Here is a 20,100-nt window from a genome sequence, read left to right on the forward strand (position 1 = left end):
GTTCTGCCGACCGGGGTCAGCGCTGGCGGGCGGTGGTCGTCGTGGCGAGTCCGACGCCGTCGGTCTCGCGGACCGCGGGGCTGACGACCCGACTGAGGGCGATGAGCGCGGCGCCGAGCAGGGCGATCACGGCGAGGACGATGAGGCCGGCGCTGTCGCCGAACGTCGCATCCGCCCAGTTCTTGAGGATCGGCGCGAGGAACCCGCCGAGGCTGCCGAGCGAGTTGATCAGGGCGATGCCGCTCGCGGCCGCGGCGCCGAGCAGGAACGAGGTCGGCAGCGTCCAGAACACGGGTTGCACGGAGATGAAGCCCGCGGCGCCGACGCTCAGCGCGGCGAGGGCGATCACCGGCTCCTGCACGATCGCGGACAGCACGATCCCGGCACCGGCGGCGGCCAGGGCGCATGTGGCGATCAGGCGGCGCTGGCCGGTGCTGTCGGCGAGGCGCGAGAGCACGAACGTGACGAGCAGCGCGAACGTCCACGGCACGGCCGTGAGGAGCCCGACCTCGAGCCCGACCGGTTTGCCGACGATCGTCGCGATCTGCGTCGGCAGATAGAAGGTGACGCCGTAGACGCTCATCTGGATCGTGAGGTAGATGGCGGCGAAGTACAGCACGACCGGGTTGCCGAGAGCGCGCAGGGCGCCGCGCGGGGAGTGGTTCTCCTTCGCGCTGTCCTCCTCGTCGAGCGCGGCGATCAGGGTGGAGCGCTCGTCGGCGGACAGCCACTTCGCGTCCTTCGGGCCGTTGTCGAGGTAGAAGAACGCGACGAAGCCGACCAGCACGGTGAGGATGCCCGTGACGAGGAACATCAGCTGCCAGCCGTGGATGCCGACCTTGCCGTCGAGGTCGAGCAGCATGCCGGACAGGGGTCCGCCGAAGATGAACGCGAGCGGGGCGCCGAAGTAGAACAGGCCGTTGACCCTGGCGCGGAACTTCAGCGGGATCCAGTAGGTGAGGAACAGGATGACGCCGGGGAAGAAGCCGGCCTCGGTGATGCCGAGCAGCACGCGCAGGAGGTAGAAGATCCACTCGTTCGTGGCGAACATCATGAGCGCGGAGACGATGCCCCACGAGACCATGATGCGGGCGAGCCAGATCTTGGCGCCGACCTTGCGCATGATGAGGTTCGACGGCACCTCGAACAGCGCGTAGCCGAGGAAGAAGATCCCGGCGCCGAGCGCGTAGGCCGCGTCGGAGATCCCGGTGTCGGCCTGCCAGGCCGCCTTCGCGAAGCCGAGGTTGGCGCGGTCCAGGAACGCGAGGATGTACATGAGGAGCAGGATCGGGATCAGCCGGAGCGTGACCTTGCGGACGATCGCGGCGAGTTCGGGCCGCGTGGAGGACTGAGTGGACATCGTGGCATCTCCATTGACGAGGGGTATCCAGTGCGTTCACGTATGTGAATCGGGTGTCTCAGACCTGAACGCGCGATAGTGTGACACACGTTCGCCCCGCGCACAATTCATCCAGGAGGCCCCATGACCGACGTCGACCAGGCTCCGAGCGCGGTCAAGTCCGCCGGGCGGGCCCTCGAGATCATCGAGCACCTCGCGGCCTCCGGATCCCAGACGTTCCCCGAGCTCCTCGCCGCCCTCGGCCTGCCGCGGTCCAGCACCCACGGGCTGCTCCGCACGCTCCTGGCCGCCGGGTGGATCGAGCTCGACCCCGATAGCAAGCGCTACTCGCTCGGGCTCAAGGCGTGGCAGATCGGGCAGCGCTACGACGGGCACCGGCTCCTGCTCGACGCGGGTCCGCCGCTCATGCAGGCCCTCACCGACGAGACCGGGGAGACCGTGCAGATGGCGCGACTCGACGGTGTGGAGAACGTGTACATCGCGATCAGCCCGTCGCCCAACCCGATGCGGCTCGCGTCGAACGTCGGCATGCGCCTGCACGCGCACGCGACCGGCATCGGCAAGGCGCTACTGAGCACGCTCGACGACGACGACATCGCGCGACGCCTGCACCAGGTCGCGATCCCGCGGCTCACCGCCCGCACGATCACCGACCCGGACGACATCCTCTCCGTGATCGCGAAGGGGCGGGATGTGGGCTTCCACGTCGACGACGAGGAGTTCATCGACGGCTGCCGCTGCGTGGCCATGCCGATCACGTGGCCGGAGGAGACCGGGGTCGCCGCGGCGCTCAGCGTCACGATGCCCACGAGCCGCACGGACGAGCGCTGGCCGCACTCCGTGGTCGAGCCGCTGCGGCGCACCGTGCTGCGGCTGCGCGGCGAGATGGGGCTGCCAGGGGTCGGCCTCGACCGGGAGTGAGCCGCGCCGTCAGGCCGTGGCGTCCGCCGTCGCCGGGTCGTCGCGGTGCTGTCCCGCGTACATCGTTCCCCACCGGGTGAGCTCCTCGACGAGGGGGGTCGCGGTGGCACCGAGCTCGCTCAGCCGGTACTCCACCTTGGGCGGCACCTCGCGGTAGACCGTGCGAGTGATCAGGCCGTCCTCCTCGAGCTCCCGCAGCTGACGGGTGAGCACGCGCGACGTGGGATCGTGCAGCAGCCGACCGAGCTCGCCGAAGCGCAGCACCTCGTGTTCCGCGAGCAGCGACAGGATGCTCGGCTTCCACGCGCCGCCGAGCACCGCGATCGAGACCTCGGCGTCGCAGGTCTCCGTCCACTCGCGAACGATCCGTGCCGTCTTCTCGCGCATCGCGCCCTCACAGTATCCAAACGGTAAGTACCTGACGAAAATGTCGGTACTTGTGGCCTCTGTGTGTACTTTACAGACTGAGACCGTGACCACCACCCCCCTCGTCGTCCCCGCTCCCGTCCGCTCGTCTCTCCGCCTCTGGATGGCGATGGTGCCGCTGCTGCTGGGCGTGCTCATCGGTGCCCTCGCGATCAGCAGCGTCTCCACCGCGCTCCCCGCGATCCGCGACGACCTGACGCTGACCGACACCGAGGGGCTGTGGCTCGTCGACGTCTACGCCCTGTCGCTCGCGGCGACCCTGATCCTGGCGGCGCGGATCGGCGATGCGTTCGGACGGAAGACGATCGTGGTGATCGGTCTCGTCGGTTTCGCGGTGCTGAACGGCATCGGCGGCGTGGCCACGAGCGGTCTGCTGCTGATCGTGATCAGGGCGCTGCTCGGGGTGGCGGAGGCGTTCGTGGTCGCCGGTGTGGTCGCGACGATCGGCGCGACCTTCCAGGCGCGGGAACGCGTGCTCGCGTATGGCCTGTGGACCGCCACCTTCGGCACAGGCAGCGCCCTGGGGCCCGTGCTCGGCGGGCTGCTGGCGGAGGGCGCCGGCTGGCGGTGGCTCCTGCTGGGCAGTGTGCCGCTCGCGGTGGTCGCCGCGCTGCTCGCGGTGTGGCTCGTGCCCGACTCGCGCAGCACGCAGCCCCCCTCGTGGGACGTGCCCAGCATCCTGTCGTCGATCGTGGCGCTCGGCGCTCTGGTGTTCGCCCTCCATGAGGTGCTGGCCGCCCCCGTGTCGGCCGCCGTGGCCGCGGTCGTGGCGGTCGTGAGCCTGGTGTTCTTCGTGCGGAGGCAACGCCGCCTGCCGCTGCCGCTGATCGACCTCGCCCTGTTCCGGGTCGCGGGCTTCAGCCCCGCCATCGTGCGCATCATCGTCGCCAGCGGCGCGTCGTCGGCCTCGGTGCTCCTGGTGAGCCTGCACCTGCAGGACGCGCGAGGGCAGAGCGCCGCGGAGGCCGGGATCGCGCTGCTCCCGCAGGCCGCCGCGATCGCCATCGGCGGGGTGCTGGCCCCGCTCGCGCTGCGCTGGCTGTCGGCGAACGCGCTCACGGTGCTGACCCTGCTGCTGCAGGTGGCCGGGCTGGTCTGGCTCGCGTTCGACCCCGGCATCGTGGCGCTGCCGCTGGTGCTGGTCGGCCTCGGGTTCGGTGTCGCGGGCACCCTCGCCGCAGCCACGCTGTTCGAGGTCACGACCGAGGACCAGGCGGGGCAGGTGGGTGCCGTGCAGGAGGTGGGCTTCGCGCTCGGCGGTGGCCTGGGCATCGCGGTGTTCGGCACGATCGCGGCCGTGGTGGTGTCTGGCGGCTTCGTGGTGGCGGTGCTCGCTGCGGCGGTGGTCGTGTCGGCCGCCGCGCTCCTGCCGCTGCTGTCGCGTCGCACCGCCCCGGCACTGTGATGCGGGTCCGTGCCGCGTGCGTCCGCAGGTCGCGTCGGCCAGCGCGGGTGCGGTGACTAGGCTGAGGCCGTGCTTCTCAGCGACCGCGACATCAGGGCAGAACTCGCGTCGGGCCGTGTCGGCCTGGCTCCGCACGAGCCGGAGATGATCCAGCCGTCCAGCATCGACGTGCGCCTGGACCGCTACTTCCGCCTCTTCGACAACCACAAGTACCCGTTCATCGACCCGTCCGTCGACCAGCCGGAGCTCACGCGGCTGATCGAGGTCGACCCGGACGAGCCGTTCATCCTGCACCCCGGCGAGTTCGCGCTGGGGGCGACGTTCGAGCAGGTGACGCTGCCGGACGACATCGCCGCCCGGCTGGAGGGGAAGTCGTCGCTCGGCCGCCTCGGGCTCATCACCCACTCGACCGCGGGCTTCATCGACCCCGGGTTCACGGGGCACGTCACGCTCGAGCTCGCGAACGTCGCGACCCTGCCGATCAAGCTGTGGCCGGGGATGAAGATCGGGCAGCTGTGCTTCTTCCGACTCACCTCGCCCGCCGAGAACCCCTACGGCTCCGGCCCCTACGGCAACCGCTACCAGGGGCAGCGCGGCCCGACCGCCTCGCGCTCGTTCCAGAACTTCCACCGGACCGACGTGGGCGTCACCGATGTGGGAGCGGTCGGAGGCTGACATGAGCGACGGCGACGGTCGGACCCCGGACGAGCCCGTGCTCCCGGAGGCCGTGGGAGAGCCCGACGCGACCGCGCCCACGGAGTCCGCGGCGATCCGTCCCGCCGACGACGTGATCCCGCCGCCCCCGCCCGACACCCCCGTCCCCGAGGGCCTGCTCGCCCCGCCGCCCGCCGACATCCCGCCCGCGGACGCCGTGCTGCCGCCGCCTCCGCCGGCCACGCGCCGCTCCGAGCGTGAGCGCCCGACTCCCGCGATCCTGGAGGGGGAGCCGCCCGCGGCCGTGGCGGACGACTGGACGCAGCCGTCGATGGCGCCCGAGGTGCCGACCGGCGGCAGCTACCGCGTGCTCGCGGGCGTGATCTTCGCGTTCCTCTTCCTGCTGCTCGTCGCCGCGGTCGTGACGCTCGTGTTCCTGGTGAACGCGGGGTTCCCCGCCCTGGCCGACGCCGTGCCGCTGCTCCCGCCGCTGCGGGTCTGACGCCGCCCGGGGCTCAGGCGCTCGCGGGTTCCGCGGCCGAAACGGCTTCGGCGGGCTCCCGGTCGCCGGCGCCCGTGGCACTCTCGACAGGTTCCGCTCCCTCCGCGGCGTGCAGCGGTGAGGTCGCACCCGTGGTGGTGCCGAGGTCGTCGACCGCGGCCAGCCCGCCCGTGACCAGGGCGACGACCGCGTCGAGCGTCGGGTCGGCCGACAGCACCTTGGTGTGCCCGAGCCCGACCGTGCGGAGCAGTCGCGACCGGTGAGGGTGGGCGGCGTGCAGGCGCAGCGCGTCGTGGTCGGGCATGCGCCGGTCGCCGCGGTCGTGCACCACGAGCAGCGCGGTGTCGTCGGGGAGCGGATGCCGTCCCGCGTCGAAGCGCGCGGCCGCGGTGGCCTCGTCGATCGAGAGGCGGCGGTGGAACCGGTCGCGGAGGTGCTGCGCGGTGGGCGCGTCGAGGTGCAGGTCGCGGGCGAACTGGGCCAGGAACGCCTCGGGCGCCGCGGCCCCGGCGATCACGGCGACGGCGGGCACCGGCACGGTCGTGCGGGCGGCCGTCAGGGCGCCGAGTGCGCCGAACGAGTGGCCGATCAGTGCCTCGAAGGGACCGTACTCGGCCTGCAGGCGCTCGGCCGCGGCGACCCAGTCGCGCACGTCGGTCGTGCGTCCCCGGGACGATCCGTGCGCGGGTCCGTCGAACGCGAGCACGCGGAACCCCTCCGCGACCAGTTCGCGCACGAGCGGGGCGAACTGCGAGGCCCGTCCGCGCCAGCCGTGCAGCAGCAGCACCGTGCGGGGGCCGCGGCCCCATTCGTACGTCGCGACCTCGATGCCGCGCACCCTGATGCTGCCGCGGCGGGCGTCGGTGTGGGTGGGCTCGTCGGCCGGGCGCACGCGCATGCGCGGGGCGGTGGTGAAGAAGAGACGGAGGGCCACGGCACCCGCGAGTCGGGGCGACGCCTTCGCGAGGGTGGGGACGGTGCGGGCGAGCAGGACGGGGACGGACGGCATCGTGACTCCTTCGCCGGAACAATACGAACGATCATACGTATAGTAGGCGAACGATCGTTCGTATACTAGAGGGATGTCGGAGAGCGCGATCCTGGACGGACGGCGGGCCCGCGGGGACGCGTCGCGCCGGATCGTGCTCGACAGCGCCACCAACCTCGCCTCGGTCGAAGGGCTCGACGGGCTGACCATCGGCCGCCTCGCCGCGGCCTCCGGATCGAGCAAGAGCAGCATCGCCACGCTGTTCCGCAGCAAGGAGGGGCTGCAGCTCGCCACGATCGCCGCGGCCCGCGAGATCTTCCTCGCCCGCATCGTCGAGCCCGCCCGCGCCGAGCCGCGGGGCGTGCGGCGCCTGGCCGCCCTGTTGCGCCACTCCCTCCTCTACTCGAAGGACCGCGTGTTCACGGGCGGCTGCTTCTTCGCCGCGACCTCGGCCGACGTCGACTCCAAGACCGGGCCCGTGAGCGACGCCGTGCGTGCGGCCCTGACCGACTGGTACGGCTACATCGAGGCGCAGTTGCGTCACGCCGTCACGGTCGGCGAGATCGTGGTCGACGACGTGGAGGTGCTGGCGTTCGAGCTCGTCGCGCTCAACGAGGAGGCCAACTCGCGGTCGCTGCTGCTCGACGACGAGCGACCCTACGCCCTCGCCGCCGCCGCGATGCGGGGACGCCTCCGTGCTGCCGGCGCTCCGGACGACGCCGTGGCGCTCCTCGACCTCTAGGCGCGGCGCCCCGGGGACGCGAAAGGGCGCCTCCCTTCGGCGGGAAGCGCCCTTCGGTGCGGACGGTCAGGAGTCGCGACCGCGCTGGAACCCGGCGTCGAAGCCGCGCTCGAACGCGTGCCGCGCGCGCCGCTCGCCCGGGCGGCCGTGTCCGTGACGGTGCCCGTGGCCGCACGGGCCCTCGGGTGCCGCGTGGCCGTGTCGCTCGTCGAAGCCGCGCGGGTCGTGGCCGTGGCCGAAGCCGCCGCGGCCGTGGTCGTGACCGCGCCCGTGGTCGTCGCGCCCGTCGAGCCCGTGCCGGTCGAAGCCGTGCTCGCCGAAGCCGTGGCCGAAGCTGCGCGGACCGGAGCCGTGCTCGGCGAAGCTGCGCGGGCCGAAGTCGTGGCGGCCGAACGGGCCGGGGAAGCCGAAGCCGCGGCGGTGGCGGTGGCCCCGCGGGTCCCGGTGCGTGCGAGGGAGCGGCGTGCCCTCCTCCCACCCGAACGCGCGGGCGATGGCCTCGAGTGACGCGAGGGTCGTGTCGAGGTCTTCCGCGGGAACCGCGTCGACGACCTTGGCGCGGATGCCGTCGACCAGGGCGCCGAGACGCTCCTTGGCGGCGCGGCCGTCGTCGGTGAGGGCCCAGCCCTCGCCGTCGGCCGTGACCCAGCCGCGGTCGATCAGGCGGTGCAGCTTGTGCGGGTTGAGCGGGCGGTCGTGGTCGGCGGTGCCGTCGACGACGTTGAGCAGGCGCCAGTCGCGGCGCGTGATGCCCTCGCCGTCGAACGCGGCGGCGAACTCGGCCGCCATGAGACGGTCGACGGCCTTCAGCCAGTAGCCGAAGGGGCGGGACTGCGGGGTGCCTGGGGTGTCTGTGGTGGTGGTCATTGTGTGTCCTCTGTTCGGGGGCGGCGACGTGCGCCGCGGTGGAGCCGGTGGCGATGGTTGTCGGGTGACATATCCATGTCGGTCGGCATGTACATGTAGTGTGACATGGAGATGTAAAGCATGTCAAGTCGCATGTAAAATCGAGGCATGGCCTCCCGCTCCCGCGACTCCGACCCGCACGACCCCGCCGAGGCGATCGCCCAGGCGCTGTCCCGGCTCCGCGGGCGCCGCCCCGGTCCTCGCGACCACGGTCCCCGCGGACGCGGCGGACCCCACGGCTGGCCAGGCGCGGGCCACGGCGGTCCCCACGGCGACGACGCGCACGAGCACTTCGGGCATCACCGCGGTCACCCCGGCATGCCGCCGTGGATGGCCGACCCGTCCGGGCGGCTCGGCGGCCCCGCCCGCATCCGGATGCTCGAGGCCCTCGCGGCCGCGCCCGAGCCCCTGAGCGTGAGCGCGCTCGGCGAGGCGATCGGGGTGGATCAGCCTCGCGCCTCACGCCTCGTGCAGCAGGGTGTGCAGGGGGGTTTCGTGCGCCGCGAGGCCGACCCCGACGACGCCCGTCGCACCCGCATCGCCCTCACCGACGAGGGGCGTCGCCTCGCCCGCGGCCTCCGCGGAGAGCGCCGGGAGCTGCTCGCCACCGCCCTCGCGCCGTTCACCGACGACGAGCGGGCCGAACTCGCCCGCCTGCTCACCAAGCTCGCCGACAACTGGCCCCGGTGAGCCGACACCGCCGAGGGGCGGAGAGCCCCGCGGCGACGCGGGTCAGACGCGGGCGAAGTCGAGCGAGGGCTCGTCGTCGACCGACAGGGACAGCACGACCGCCTCGATGGCGTCGTGCGCTTCGATCCGCCGCTCCACCTCGCGCAGCCGTCGGGCCACGTCGTGCTCCCGCGCGTCGCCCGACAGGTCCACCTCGGCCACCAGGAACAGCCGGTTCGGTCCCACGTATTCGATGTGCAGATACGTCACCCGCTCGATGTCGTCCAGCCCGAGCAGCGCCGTCCCGACCCGCGAGCGCAGCGTGGGGGACACGGTCGTGCCGACCAGGAACGCGATGTTGCGTCCGATCAGGATCACCGCGACCACGCCCAGCAGCACGCCCACGAGGATCGAGCCGATCGCATCCCACGCGGCCACGCCCGTCAACTGGTGCAGCAGGATCGACCCGCCCGCCAGGACCAGTCCGATGAGTGCGGCCGAGTCCTCGAAGAACACCGCGCGCAGGGTCGTGTCGCTCGTCTCCAGCACGAAGTCCCACGTGGAGCTGCCGCGCTCCCTGGCGAGACGCCGCGAGCGGATCATGGCCTGCGTGAACGACGCCCCCTCCAGCACGAACGCGATGCCGAGCACCGTGTACGCCACCACCGGGCTCTCCACCGGGCCGGTATCGGACAGCTCCTGGATGCCGTGCATGATCGACACGATCGACCCCGCGGTGAAGATCCCGAACGCCGCGATCAGCGACCACACGAACGCGTTGCGCCCGTAACCGAGCGGATGCCGGGCGTCCTTCACCTTCGCGCCGCGCCGGTCGGCGATCAGCAGGAACACCTCGTTGCCCGCGTCGGCCCACGAGTGCGCCGCCTCCGCCACCATCGACGCCGACGAGGTGATGACCGCGGCCACCGTCTTCGCGATCGCGACGAGGATGTTGGCGAGGAAGGCGAGGAGGACGGTCACGCGGTCAGGCTACTCTCGCGCCACGGCGGTCGAGCGCGGTTCGGTGTGCGGCGCCTTCACCGGCAGCAGCAGCAGGAATCCGGCGATCAGCACGAGCACGATCCCGAGGATCCCGAAGGCCGTCTGGCTGGTCAGCACGATCAGCAGCGTCCACGCGCCCGACGCCATCCAGCTCGCGGCGCGACCCGTCGTGGCGTACAGACCGAAGATCTCGCCCTCCCGCCCCGCAGGGGTCACCCGCGCGAGGAACGAGCGGGCCGCCGCCTGGGCCGGGCCCACGAACGCGCACAGGATGAGCCCGCCGATCCAGAACACGAGGGCGCCGGCGTCGCGCAACGCGAACACCGCGAGCCCCGCGATCACCATCGCCCCGATCGAGCCGAGGATGATGCGCTTCGGGCCCAGCCGGTCGTCGAGGCGCCCGGCGAGGATCGTCGAGACCCCGGCGATGAGATTGGCCGCGATGCCGAACACGATGATGTCCTGCGTGCCGAAGCGGAACACGGCCGTGCCGATGATCGCGCCGAACGCGAACACACCGCCCAGCCCGTCGCGGAACACGGCGCTCGCGAGCAGGTACCAGAACGTGGGGCGCGTCTGCTCGTCGCGGTACAGCCCGGCGACGTCTTTCACCAGCAGCACGTACGAGCGGAAGAAGCCCACCTTGCGCTCGGGGCGGCCCAGGGAGGGCTCCGGCACGTTCAGGAAGATCGGGATGCTGAACACGATCGCCCACACAGCGCAGCCCACCGCGATCAGCCGGTACGCGAGGCCGTTGTCGGTGGACATGCCGAACCAGTCGAACGTGTCGAGCACCACCACGATCACGAGGGCGATGATGCCGCCGAGGTAGCCGAAGCCCCAACCGAGGCCGGAGATGCGGCCGACGTTGCGCGGGTTCGCGATCCCGATCAGCATCGCGTTGGAGTTGACCGCGGCGATCTCGCCGAACACCGACCCCGCCGAGATCAGCGCCACACCCAGCCAGAACAGCGCCGGACGCGGCTCCACGAACCACAGCCCCAGCATGCAGAGGATGAGCGCCCCCGTCCCGATGCCCAGCCAGAGCTTCTGGCGGCCCGCGGCATCCGCGCGCTGCCCCAGCACCGGCGCGAGCAGCAGGATGCCGAACGCCGCGATGGTCGAACCGAGACCCAGGCCCGACGCGAGGTCGGCCTCCGCCGCGACGCGCACCGGGTCGCTGGGGTCGAGGGTCGCGATCTCCGGCGGGAGGAACGAGGCGCTCACCAGGTACAGCGCCGTGAACACGAACGTGAGGATCACCGTGTTGAAGGGCTGCGTCGCCCAGTCCCACAGCGCCCACGAGTAGACCTGCTTCCGCGGGGCCGGCGTCTCGCCGCGCAGGTCGAGGCCGACGACGGCGACGGCGCCGCTGTTCGCTGTCGCCACGGGCTCGGGGACGCCCGCGGCGGATTCGGGTGAGCTCATGCTCGCAGTCTGGCGGCGCCCGGTGAACGCCCGGTGACGGCGCGCCGGAGGGAGTGCGCCGGGTGCGGCCGTCCTGGGGCCGAGGTGCGTAGGGTCGTGGCATGGGCGACGAGAGCGGGCGGCGCACGGTCGTGCTGTTCGAGGGCGCGAGCGACCGGCTCGCGTTCGCCACCCTGGCGCGTCGACGCGAAGAACCCCTCGGCGGGGTGTCCCTGGTCGACCTCGACGGCATCACCAACCTGCGGTCCCGGCTCACGGCGCTGCGCGCGGAGCCCGGGTTGCGCGTGCTCGGGCTGTACGACGCGGCGGAGGGCGACTACGTCACGCGGGTGCTGCGCGACCTCGGGGCGATCGACGCCGCCGCGGGCGTACCCGCCGACGCCGGGTTCTTCGGCTGCGAGCGCGACCTGGAGGACGAGGTGATCCGCGCCGCGGGGGTTCCGCTCGTCGAGCACGCGCTGGCGGCACGGGGCGAGGTCGGGCGGTTCCGGGTGTTCCAGGGGCAGCCCGCCCAGCGCGGCAGGGCCGTGGAGGATCAGCTGCACCGTTTCGCGGGGACGGCCGCGGGGCGCAAGGCGCGCTTCGCCGCCGACATCGTCGGGATGCTCCCGCTCGACCGCCTGCCGCCCGCGCTGTCGGCACTGCTCGCCGCGGTCCGCGCGCCCGCCGCCTGACGCGGGGCGGGCGGGACGGATCAGAGCGCGGGGCCGCGGCGGATGCGCACGGGGCCGCGGGCGTCGGCGATGCGCACGGGCTCGCCCTTCTGCGTCACCACGACCTCGTCGCGGTCGGCGAGGTCGGCTGTGACCCGCCGCACGTCCGCCATCCGATCCCGCCAGTGCTCCCCGCCGACGGTGCGGGCGACATCGCTCGGGCAGATCGACGACTCGGCGCGCTTGCGTGTCAACGCCCTGATCGTCGCGGCGATGCGTTCGTCGTCGGCGTCACCGTCCCACCACGGGGTGCCGCGCTCGCCGAGGGCGGTCTTCGCGTCGTGCACCCGTCGGCGGGCATCCGGCTCGTGGGCTTTCACGGCCCGCCGCGCCGACATCAGTTCGTCCACGAGCTCCTGCCGGAAGGCGTCGGGGATCGACGGGTCGGTCGCGCGCCACCGCCGTCCGTCCACCACGAGGTAGCGCCCGTCCGCGGTGGGCCCGTCCGTCGTCCGTCCTGCCGCGGTGTCGTTCTCCGCCATGCCTCGATCCTCCGCGGGGAAGAGCCGTGCTCCCAGCCCCTTGACGCGCGGCCGTCGCGTCTCAGCGCTGCATCACGCACCCTCGCCGCACCCTGACTCACTCCGTGCGGAGGGGGCGCAGCGTGCGGGCGTAGTCCTCCTTGAGCACCGCGAGGTGCAGCCACGCCTCGATGCGCGTCACCCCCGGCAGTGCACGCAGCCGCTCCAGGCTCGCGTACAGCGCCCCGGCCGACGGCTCGACCAGGGTGGCCACGGCGTCGAAGCGGCCCAGGGTGCGCGCGGCGAAGTCCACGCCCCGCCCGCGGCGCAGCTCCTCGATCACCGCCTCGTCGTCGTCGCCCAGGGTCATGCCCACGCCCATCGACAGTTGCCGGTGCGCGAGACCCCTGGCCTCCACGGCGCTGATCTTGATGACGCCCGCATCGATCAGCCGCTGCACCCTGGTCGCGACGGCGCTGGGCGAGAGGCGCACGCGTTCGCCGAGCGCCCGGAAGCTCATGCGCCCGTCGGCCTGCAGGTGCTCCACGAGCGCCTCGTCGATCGCATCGAGCGTCACCCCGCCGTGGTACTCCGACACGAAGAAGCCCTTGATCACGGTCGAGTAGATGATGGTGTTGATGTCGAGCACGCCCGCGCTGCTCCGGATGTGGGCGAGCAGGTCGTGCAGCTCCGACATCGAGCCGACGCGCACCTCGGTCACGATGTCGTGGGCGCCTCCCACGGCCGACACGAGCACGGTCTCGCTCATGTCGCGCAGGTGCTCGGCGACGATCTCGACGGCACCGTCGGTGCGGATCGAGACGTGGGCGAGCACGTGCTGCCCGAGGAACACGGGGTCGACGGCGGCGACGACGCGCACGGTGCGGTCGGCCAGGAGCGTGCGCAGTCGCGCGGCGACGGCGGCCCGCGACTGGCCCAGTCGCTCGGCGAGAGCGCGGATGCTCGCGCGGCCGTCCTCCTGGAGCGCGCGGATGAGTTCGGCGTCGAAATCCATGGGTGCGTCCCGATCCGTCAGTTTCCCCGGTCTGCACGATGGTGTGTGCAGATATCCAGCGTACGGCGCGGCGAGACCGGCGGGAAGGCCCGCTTTGCGCGAACGTCCGATCAGAAGTCCAGTGAATCCTCATTCTCGCTGGAGTTCTGCCCTTGCCGGGGGTGGCCCGCGGCCGTAGCATCCTCCGTTATCCGACACCATCCGCGAAGGAGCGGGTCCATGACCACTACCCCCACCCCCCGAAGCGGCGTCCACAGCCGCGCGCGCCGCGCCGGCTTCGCCGCCTTCGTCGGCACCACCATCGAGTGGTACGACTTCTACGTCTACGCCACGGCCGCCGCGCTCGTGTTCGGCCCGCTGTTCTTCCCGAGCGACGACCCGCTCGCCGAGACGGCCGCCGCGTTCGCGACCTTCGCGGTCGCGTTCCTCGTCCGTCCCCTCGGCGGCATCCTCTTCGGTCACATCGGCGACAAGCTCGGCCGCCGGGTATCGCTCGTCATCACGCTGCTGCTGATGGGCGCCGCGACCGTCCTGGTCGGCTGCCTCCCCACCTACGAGAACATCGGCATCCTCGCGCCGATCCTGCTGATCCTGCTCCGCGCCATCCAGGGCCTCGCGGTCGGCGGCGAGTGGGGCGGCGCGGTGCTCATGAGCGTCGAGCACGCCCCCGAGAAGTCCAAGACCTTCTACGGCGGCTTCACCCAGCTCGGCAACCCCGCCGGTGCGCTGCTCGCCTCGGGCATCTTCGCGATCATGGCCCGCGGCGGCGACACGTTCATCATCGACGGCGGCTGGCGCATCCCGTTCCTGCTGTCCATCGTGCTGATCGGCGTCGGCCTCTGGGTGCGCTACCGCGTCGAGGAGTCGCCGGTCTTCGAGGAGAAGATCGAGGGCCGCAAGCAGTCCATGCCGCTCGCCTTCGCCCTGCGCGTCAACTGGAAGCCCATCCTCCTCGGCATCGGCATCCTGCCCATCTCCACCGGCGGCTACTACCTGGCCACCACGTTCGCCACCGCCTACGCGACCGGCGAGCCCATCGCGATCAGCGAGCAGGTCATCCTCGACGCCATGACGCTCGCGTCGTTCGTGGAGTTCGTGGTCACCCTGCCGGTCGCCTGGCTGGGCGACAAGTGGGGCCGCAAGAACGTGATGTACATCGGCCTGATCACCTCGGTGCTCACGTTCACGCCGTTCCTGCTGCTGATGCCGGGCCGCGTCGAGCCGCTGATCTTCCTGTTCGCGTCGCTCGTGCGCATCGCGATGAGCGCCACCTACGCGCCCATCGCCGCGATTCTCGCCCAGATGTTCCGCCCCCAGGCCCGCTACACCTCCATCGCGCTGTCCTACGGCGTGGGCGCCGCGCTGTGGGCCGGGTTCTCGCCGTGGTTCGCGACGCAGCTGATCGCCTGGACCGGCAGCATCTGGTCGGTCATCGCGATGTTCGTCGGCATGGCGATCATCGCCGGCATCTGCACGCGTCTCGCACCGCAGCACTCCGACGAGGCCCCCGTGACCGCGTCGTTCACGGCCCGCACCGACACCACCGCGAACCGGCTGCCCTGACCGGCCGCCACCCCACCCGCACGACACCACCGCGAACAGGCTCCCCATGAGAAAGCTCACCCCCTTCGACCGCTCCGCCCAGGCCGCTCCCGCCCTCGTCACCGCGCGGGCGATCCACACGGCGGACGCCGCGGACACCACGGCCACCGCGATGCTGACCGACCGGGGGCGCATCGTCGCCCTCGGCACGGCGGCGGAGTGCGAAGACGTGGCGGCGCGGGCGGGGCTCACGCCGGAGCGCATCGACCTGGGCGACGCGGTCGTGGTCCCCGGGTTCGTGGACGCCCACGCCCACCCGCTCATGTTCGGGCAGATGATGACGTGGGTGGACTGCGGGCCGGAGAAGGCGGGCAGCATCCCGGAGATCGTCGCGCTGCTCAAGGCCGCGGCCGCCGAGCTCCCCGCCGGCCGCCCGGTGCGCGGCTACGGCTACGAGCAGCGCAACCTCGCCGAGAAGCGGCACCCCACCCGGTTCGAGCTCGACGAGGTCGCGACCGACCGCGAGGTGTACCTCATGAACGCCTCGGGCCACGGCGGCGTCGTGAACTCGTACACGCTCCAGGCGGGCGGCGTGGACCGCGACACCCCCGACCCCGACGGCGGCGAGTTCTTCCGCGACGCCGACGGGGAGCTCACCGGGGAGCTGTCCGACGCGGCGTGCAACATCCTCACGGGCGTCCACGGGGTGAAGATCGGCCACCACGGCCCGAACTTCCACCTCGCGGACGAGCCGGAGGAGCACCTGCGGCAGCTCGACGCCGCGACGCAGCGGTTCCTGGCGGGCGGGGTCACCTCGATCGGCGACTGCCAGGTGACGCGCCGCGAGTTCGACATGTACCTGCGGCTCGCGGAGGCCGGACGGCTGGAACTGCGGGTGTCGATGTACCTGCTGTCGCACCTGCTCGACGAGGCGCTGGAGATGGGCCTCGTCGGGCAGTTCGGCAACGCGCACCTCAGCTTCGCCGGCATCAAGTTCTACGCCGACGGCACTCTCGGCGGCTGGACCGCGTACTTCCCCGACGGCTACGTGGGCGACCCGTGCCGCACCGGGCAGCTGTATCACGAGCCCGCCGATTACGCCGAGCTGATCCGCAAGGCGCACGCGGCCGGACTCCAGACCGCGACCCACGCGCAGTCGCCCACCGCGATCGAGATGGTCGTGTCGGCGATCGAGGCCGCGCTGGCCGAGCGACCAGACGCCGACGCCCGGCACCGCATCGAGCACTGCGGCCTGCCCACGCCCGCGCAGATCGAGCGCATGGCCGCCGCGGGCATCCGTCCCGTCAACCAGACGCAGCACTACTACAACTGGGGCGAGGGCGTGGAGGAGGCCATCGGCACCCCGGGTGAGCGCTTCAACCCGCTCGGCGAGTTCGAGCGCGCGGGCGTGCCGATGACGATCTCGTCGGACGCCCCGGTCGCGGAACCGATCCCGCTGGAGGCCATCCAGACCGCGGTCACCCGGGTCACGCGCCGCGGGCACACGCTCGGCCCCCACGATCTGCGCATCTCCGCGCTCGCCGCCCTGCGCGCCCACACGATCGAGGGCGCGATCTCGATCGGGCGCGAAGACGACCTCGGCTCGCTGGAAGTAGGCAAGTACGCCGACTTCGCGGTGCTGTCGGACGACCCGCTCGCCGTGCCCGCGGAGGAGATCGCCGCCATCGAGGTGCGCGAGACCTGGGTCGACGGCGTGCGCCGCCACGTCGCCGCCCGCGCGACCGCCGGCGTGTGAGGGAGGATGCGAGCATGACCACCGACACGACCGCCGCCGCCGAGCCCTACGCCGACACCGCGGGCCGCGCCGTGCTGGAGACGATCCGCGGCTACGGCGTCACGGCGGTGTTCGGCATCCCCGGCACGCACAACCTGGAGCTGTACCGCCCGCTGGCAGACCTCGGCATCCGCGCCGTCACCAACCGGCACGAGCAGGGGTCGGGCTACGGCGCCGACGGGTGGGCGCAGCAGACCGGGCTCCCCGGTGTCGTCATCACCACGTCCGGCCCCGGGCTGCAGAACGCCCTGAGTGCGATCGGTACCGCGTTCTGCGAGTCGCGGCCGCTGCTCGTGCTGTCGCCCGGGGTGCCGCGTGGGGCGGAGTTCGCCGACGTGGGCACGCTGCACGAGACGAAGAACGCCACGGCGATGGTGGGTGCGATCGCGGAGTGGTCGCGCCGCGTCGACACGGCGGCCGAGGCGGTCGAGGCCGTGCACGACGCGTTCCACCTGTTCCGCACCGGCCGTCCGCGCCCCGTGCACATCGAGATCCCGCTCGACGTGCTGGAGTCGCCGGCCGAGGTGCCCGCCGCCGCCCGCCGCCCCCGGCCCATGCCCGACCGCGTCTCCGGGGATCCGGTCGCGCTCGCCGAGGCCGCCCGGCTGCTGTCGGCCGCCCGCACCCCGGTGATCGTCGCGGGAGGAGGCGCCACGTGCGCGGTGCACCAGGTGACCGCGATCGCGGAGCGCCTCGGTGCCCCGGTGCTCACGACCCTGAACGGCAAGGGCGTGCTCGACGAGGGTCACCCCCTGTCGCTCGGGTCGAACCTGCGCCTGGCCGCCGCCCGCGCGGTCGCGGAGGACGCGGACGTGCTGCTCGTGATCGGCTCCAAGCTCGGGGAGGCGGAGCTGTGGGCCCCGCGCCTCGAGGCCCGCGGCGCCGTGATCCGCATCGACATCTCGCCCGCACAGCGCGACAAGAACCTCACCGCGACGGTGGGCCTCACGGGCGATGCGGCCGCCGTGGCCGACGCCCTGCTGCCGCTGCTGCCCGACGAGACCCGCACCCCGCGCGACCTGTCGGCCGAGCGCGCCGCGATCGAAGCCGAGTCGCGCGACACCGCCCCCGAGACCGTGGCGCTCGCGGAGCTGATCGCCGCCGCGCTGCCGCACGACGCGATCGTCGCGGGCGACTCCTCGCAGATCGTGTACATGGCGCTGGGCAGCGTGCTGCGGCAGTCGCAGCCGCACTCCCTCCTCTACACGCCCACCTACGCAACGCTCGGCTACGGGCTGCCCGCCGCGATCGGGGCGGCGGTCGCACAGCACGAGCGGCCCGTGGTCACGGTCATCGGCGACGGTGCGCTCATGTTCTGCGTGAACGAGCTCGTGACCGCGGTCGAGCAGGGCCTCGACGTCACGGTCGTGTGCGTCGACAACGGCGGCTACGCGGAGATCCGGCAGAACGAGGTCGACCGCGGCATGGCCCCCATCGGCGTCGACCTGGTGCAGCCCGACTGGGCCGCCCTCGCGACCGCGTTCGGCGCGACGGGTCGCCGGGTCGAGCGCCGCGACGACATCGGCGACACGATCAGGGCGGCCATCGCCGAGGGTGGCGTGCAGCTCGTGCACGTCCCGCAGCGCGCCCTCTGAGACCGCCCCCACCGACACCGACTTCCCCGACACCGACGAACAGGAACGAACATGACCGACACCATCGGCCCCGTCGACGCCTCCGTGAACCCGCGGTACTCCGGCATCGCCACCTTCGCCCGCCTACCCCGCATCGAAGACGTGCCGCGCGCCGACATCGCCGTGGTCGGCATCCCGTTCGACTCCGGGGTCAGCTACCGGCCCGGCACCCGGTTCGGGCCGTCGCACGTGCGCGAGTCGTCGCGGCTGCTGCGCCCGTACAACCCGGCGCAGGACGTGTCGCCGTTCCAGCTCGCCCAGGTCGTCGACGCGGGAGACATCCCCGTGAACCCGTTCGACCTGACAGAGGCCGTGACCGAGGTCGAGCGTGCCGCCCTCGCGCTGGGCGAGCGGGTGCAGCGCATCGTCACGATCGGCGGCGACCACACCGTGGCCCTTCCGCTGCTGCGTGCCGTCGCCGCGAAGCACGGTCCGGTCGCGGTGCTGCACTTCGATGCGCACCTCGACACGTGGGACACCTACTTCGGGGCGCCGATCACCCACGGCACGCCGTTCCGCCGCGCGAGCGAGGAGGGCCTGATCGACCTCACCGCCAGCTGCCACGTCGGCACGCGCGGGCCCCTTTACTCCAAGCAGGACCTGGAGGACGACGAGCGCCTCGGCTTCTCGATCGTGTCGAGCGAGTACATCGAGGAGCACGGCGTGGAGGCCGCGATCGACCGCATCCTCACGCGCATCGGCGACCGGCCGCTGTACGTGTCGATCGACATCGACGTGCTCGACCCCGCGCACGCCCCGGGCACCGGCACCCCGGAGGCCGGAGGTCTCACGAGCCGCGAGCTGCTGCGCATCCTGCGTGCGCTGCGCGACCGCGACATCGTGGGCGCCGACGTGGTGGAGGTGTCGCCCGCGTACGACCACGCCCAGATGACCGGCATCGCCGCGAGCCACGTCGTGTACGAGCTCGTGACGCTGCTCGCCGCCCGGCTCGGTTCCTGAGCGAGCGAAGCGAGACGAAGGCTCAGTACAGCGCGGAGAGGAGGTCGGCGAACAGCTCCTCGGGGTCGCACTCCACCCGGCGCCGCGTGAACCAGTCGCACACGTTCACGCAGTCGCGGTGCAGCAGGTCGAGCCCCTGCGGGTTGGCGATCACGTCGACGATCTGCGGCAGATCGATCACGCGCACGCGACCCTCGTGCACCAGGAGGTTGTACGCGGAGAGGTCGCCGTGCGCGAAACCCGCCGCGGCGAACACCCGCATGAGCGCCACGACCTGCGCGTAGTACTCCCGCAGCTCGGCGCGGTCGGCGCGCACCTGGGCGAGCCGGGGTGCCGCGGCGCCGTGCGCATCGCCGAGGAACTCCATCAGCACCTCGGTCCCGCTCACCTGCACGGGGTACGGCACCGGTGCGCCGAGCTCCCACATGCGCCGCAGCGCCTCGAACTCCGCGAACGACCACTGCGCCGCGGCGACCTCCCGCCCGTGGCCCGTCTTCTTGGCGAGAGCTCTGGTGTCGCGGGTGTTGCGGGTGCTGCGCCCCTCCGTGTACACGGCGGAGCGGTGGAAGCTGCGGTTCTCCGCGCCGCGGTAGCGCTTGGCCGCGAGCAGGGTGCGCTGGGACGGGTCGCCGGGCACGGCGCGTTCGAGCAGGAACACGTCGGCCTCCTTGCCCGTCTTGAGGATGCCGAGCTCGGTGTCGAGCGCGCCGGCCGAGGTCACGACCCAGGCGGGACGGGGGTCGGGGCCGCGCTCGGTGGGCGTGGCGGAGGGCCAGGTGGTCCAGCGTTGGCCGGTGCCGGGTTCGACGTCGGCGAAGGAGAGCTGGGTTTCGAGGGAGTCGAAGGCGGAGAGGGGAGAGGCGTCGGTGGACGCGGCTTCCGAGGAAGCGAAGGGATCAGACACGGTGTGGCTCCGGGTGGGGGAGGCCACTCCGGGGTTCAGGAGCGGGTGGCCTCGACGGGAAGGTGGTCGGCGG

20 protein-coding genes are annotated in these 20,100 nt (G+C 72.4%); 11 read left to right on the plus strand and 9 right to left on the minus strand.

Annotated features, from left to right (window positions below):
* Positions 1-16 precede the first annotated feature (16 nt).
* Complete coding sequence (locus KE274_RS06235; protein WP_211541924.1) at positions 17-1,360, minus strand: MFS transporter; 1,344 nt, start codon at positions 1,358-1,360, stop codon at positions 17-19.
* A gap of 123 nt (positions 1,361-1,483) precedes the next feature.
* On the opposite strand from KE274_RS06235, the gene KE274_RS06240 reads away from it, so the two are divergent.
* Entirely contained in the window at positions 1,484-2,281 is a 798-nt protein-coding gene (locus KE274_RS06240; RefSeq protein WP_211541926.1) for an IclR family transcriptional regulator, read from the plus strand.
* Between the two features lie 9 nt (positions 2,282-2,290).
* Here the strand turns inward: KE274_RS06240 and KE274_RS06245 are convergent, their stop codons facing one another.
* On the minus strand, positions 2,291-2,668 hold the full coding sequence (locus KE274_RS06245; RefSeq protein ID WP_211541928.1) for a winged helix-turn-helix transcriptional regulator: 378 nt from the start codon (positions 2,666-2,668) through the stop codon (positions 2,291-2,293).
* Positions 2,669-2,753: 85 nt separating this feature from the next.
* Between KE274_RS06245 and KE274_RS06250 the strand changes: the two genes are divergently transcribed.
* The 3 genes from KE274_RS06250 (at position 2,754) to KE274_RS06260 (ending at position 5,268) form a co-directional block, all read left to right on the plus strand.
* Entirely contained in the window at positions 2,754-4,112 is a 1,359-nt protein-coding gene (locus KE274_RS06250; RefSeq protein WP_211541930.1) for an MFS transporter, read from the plus strand.
* Between the two features lie 69 nt (positions 4,113-4,181).
* Positions 4,182-4,787, plus strand: coding sequence for a dCTP deaminase (gene dcd / locus KE274_RS06255; RefSeq protein ID WP_211541932.1), 606 nt, complete (start codon positions 4,182-4,184; stop codon positions 4,785-4,787).
* A 1-nt stretch (position 4,788) separates the two neighbouring features.
* A complete protein-coding gene (locus KE274_RS06260) occupies positions 4,789-5,268 on the plus strand; it encodes a hypothetical protein (protein WP_211541934.1) in 480 nt (159 codons plus the stop codon).
* Between the two features lie 13 nt (positions 5,269-5,281).
* Here KE274_RS06260 and KE274_RS06265 read toward each other — a convergent pair whose 3' ends face one another.
* Entirely contained in the window at positions 5,282-6,277 is a 996-nt protein-coding gene (locus KE274_RS06265) for an alpha/beta fold hydrolase (RefSeq protein ID WP_211541936.1), read from the minus strand.
* 73 nt (positions 6,278-6,350) lie between these two features.
* On the opposite strand from KE274_RS06265, the gene KE274_RS06270 reads away from it, so the two are divergent.
* Positions 6,351-6,998: a TetR family transcriptional regulator C-terminal domain-containing protein gene (locus KE274_RS06270; RefSeq protein WP_211541938.1), complete on the plus strand. Its 648-nt coding sequence runs from the start codon at positions 6,351-6,353 to the stop codon at positions 6,996-6,998.
* 66 nt (positions 6,999-7,064) lie between these two features.
* Here KE274_RS06270 and KE274_RS06275 read toward each other — a convergent pair whose 3' ends face one another.
* Positions 7,065-7,865 carry a MarR family winged helix-turn-helix transcriptional regulator gene (locus KE274_RS06275; RefSeq protein WP_211541941.1) on the minus strand — a complete coding sequence of 267 codons (801 nt, stop codon included), beginning with the start codon at positions 7,863-7,865 and terminating at the stop codon, positions 7,065-7,067.
* Between the two features lie 147 nt (positions 7,866-8,012).
* Here KE274_RS06275 and KE274_RS16510 point away from each other — a divergent pair, with 147 nt between their 5' ends.
* A complete protein-coding gene (locus KE274_RS16510; RefSeq protein ID WP_249186120.1) occupies positions 8,013-8,594 on the plus strand; it encodes a MarR family winged helix-turn-helix transcriptional regulator in 582 nt (193 codons plus the stop codon).
* 42 nt (positions 8,595-8,636) lie between these two features.
* Here KE274_RS16510 and KE274_RS06285 read toward each other — a convergent pair whose 3' ends face one another.
* Positions 8,637-9,554, minus strand: coding sequence for a cation diffusion facilitator family transporter (locus KE274_RS06285; RefSeq protein ID WP_211541943.1), 918 nt, complete (start codon positions 9,552-9,554; stop codon positions 8,637-8,639).
* Positions 9,555-9,563: 9 nt separating this feature from the next.
* A complete protein-coding gene (locus KE274_RS06290) occupies positions 9,564-11,003 on the minus strand; it encodes an MFS transporter (RefSeq protein ID WP_211541945.1) in 1,440 nt (479 codons plus the stop codon).
* Between the two features lie 101 nt (positions 11,004-11,104).
* Between KE274_RS06290 and KE274_RS06295 the strand changes: the two genes are divergently transcribed.
* Positions 11,105-11,677, plus strand: coding sequence for an ATP-dependent endonuclease (locus KE274_RS06295; RefSeq protein ID WP_211541947.1), 573 nt, complete (start codon positions 11,105-11,107; stop codon positions 11,675-11,677).
* A 20-nt stretch (positions 11,678-11,697) separates the two neighbouring features.
* Here the strand turns inward: KE274_RS06295 and KE274_RS06300 are convergent, their stop codons facing one another.
* Both KE274_RS06300 and KE274_RS06305 read right to left on the minus strand, forming a co-directional pair.
* Positions 11,698-12,198 (minus strand): DUF3253 domain-containing protein, encoded by a 501-nt coding sequence (locus KE274_RS06300; protein ID WP_211541949.1) that lies wholly within the window; start codon positions 12,196-12,198, stop codon positions 11,698-11,700.
* Positions 12,199-12,295: 97 nt separating this feature from the next.
* Positions 12,296-13,192, minus strand: coding sequence for an Lrp/AsnC family transcriptional regulator (locus tag KE274_RS06305; RefSeq protein WP_211541951.1), 897 nt, complete (start codon positions 13,190-13,192; stop codon positions 12,296-12,298).
* 219 nt (positions 13,193-13,411) lie between these two features.
* Here KE274_RS06305 and KE274_RS06310 point away from each other — a divergent pair, with 219 nt between their 5' ends.
* The 4 genes from KE274_RS06310 to speB are packed head-to-tail and all read left to right on the plus strand — an operon-like array spanning position 13,412 to position 19,123.
* Complete coding sequence (locus tag KE274_RS06310) at positions 13,412-14,755, plus strand: MFS transporter (RefSeq protein WP_211541953.1); 1,344 nt, start codon at positions 13,412-13,414, stop codon at positions 14,753-14,755.
* Between the two features lie 46 nt (positions 14,756-14,801).
* Positions 14,802-16,490 (plus strand): amidohydrolase, encoded by a 1,689-nt coding sequence (locus KE274_RS06315; protein WP_211541955.1) that lies wholly within the window; start codon positions 14,802-14,804, stop codon positions 16,488-16,490.
* Between the two features lie 14 nt (positions 16,491-16,504).
* The gene (locus tag KE274_RS06320) at positions 16,505-18,124 is read left to right on the plus strand and encodes a thiamine pyrophosphate-binding protein (protein ID WP_211541957.1); all 1,620 of its coding nucleotides are present in this window, start codon (positions 16,505-16,507) and stop codon (positions 18,122-18,124) included.
* 51 nt (positions 18,125-18,175) lie between these two features.
* Positions 18,176-19,123 (plus strand): agmatinase, encoded by a 948-nt coding sequence (speB, locus tag KE274_RS06325; RefSeq protein ID WP_211541959.1) that lies wholly within the window; start codon positions 18,176-18,178, stop codon positions 19,121-19,123.
* 22 nt (positions 19,124-19,145) lie between these two features.
* Here the strand turns inward: speB and KE274_RS06330 are convergent, their stop codons facing one another.
* Positions 19,146-20,027, minus strand: coding sequence for a serine protein kinase RIO (locus tag KE274_RS06330; protein WP_211541961.1), 882 nt, complete (start codon positions 20,025-20,027; stop codon positions 19,146-19,148).
* Positions 20,028-20,100 lie beyond the last annotated feature (73 nt).

Source organism: Microbacterium paraoxydans (assembly GCF_018224615.1).
In the GTDB taxonomy this organism is placed as follows: Bacteria; Actinomycetota; Actinomycetes; order Actinomycetales; family Microbacteriaceae; genus Microbacterium; species Microbacterium paraoxydans_B.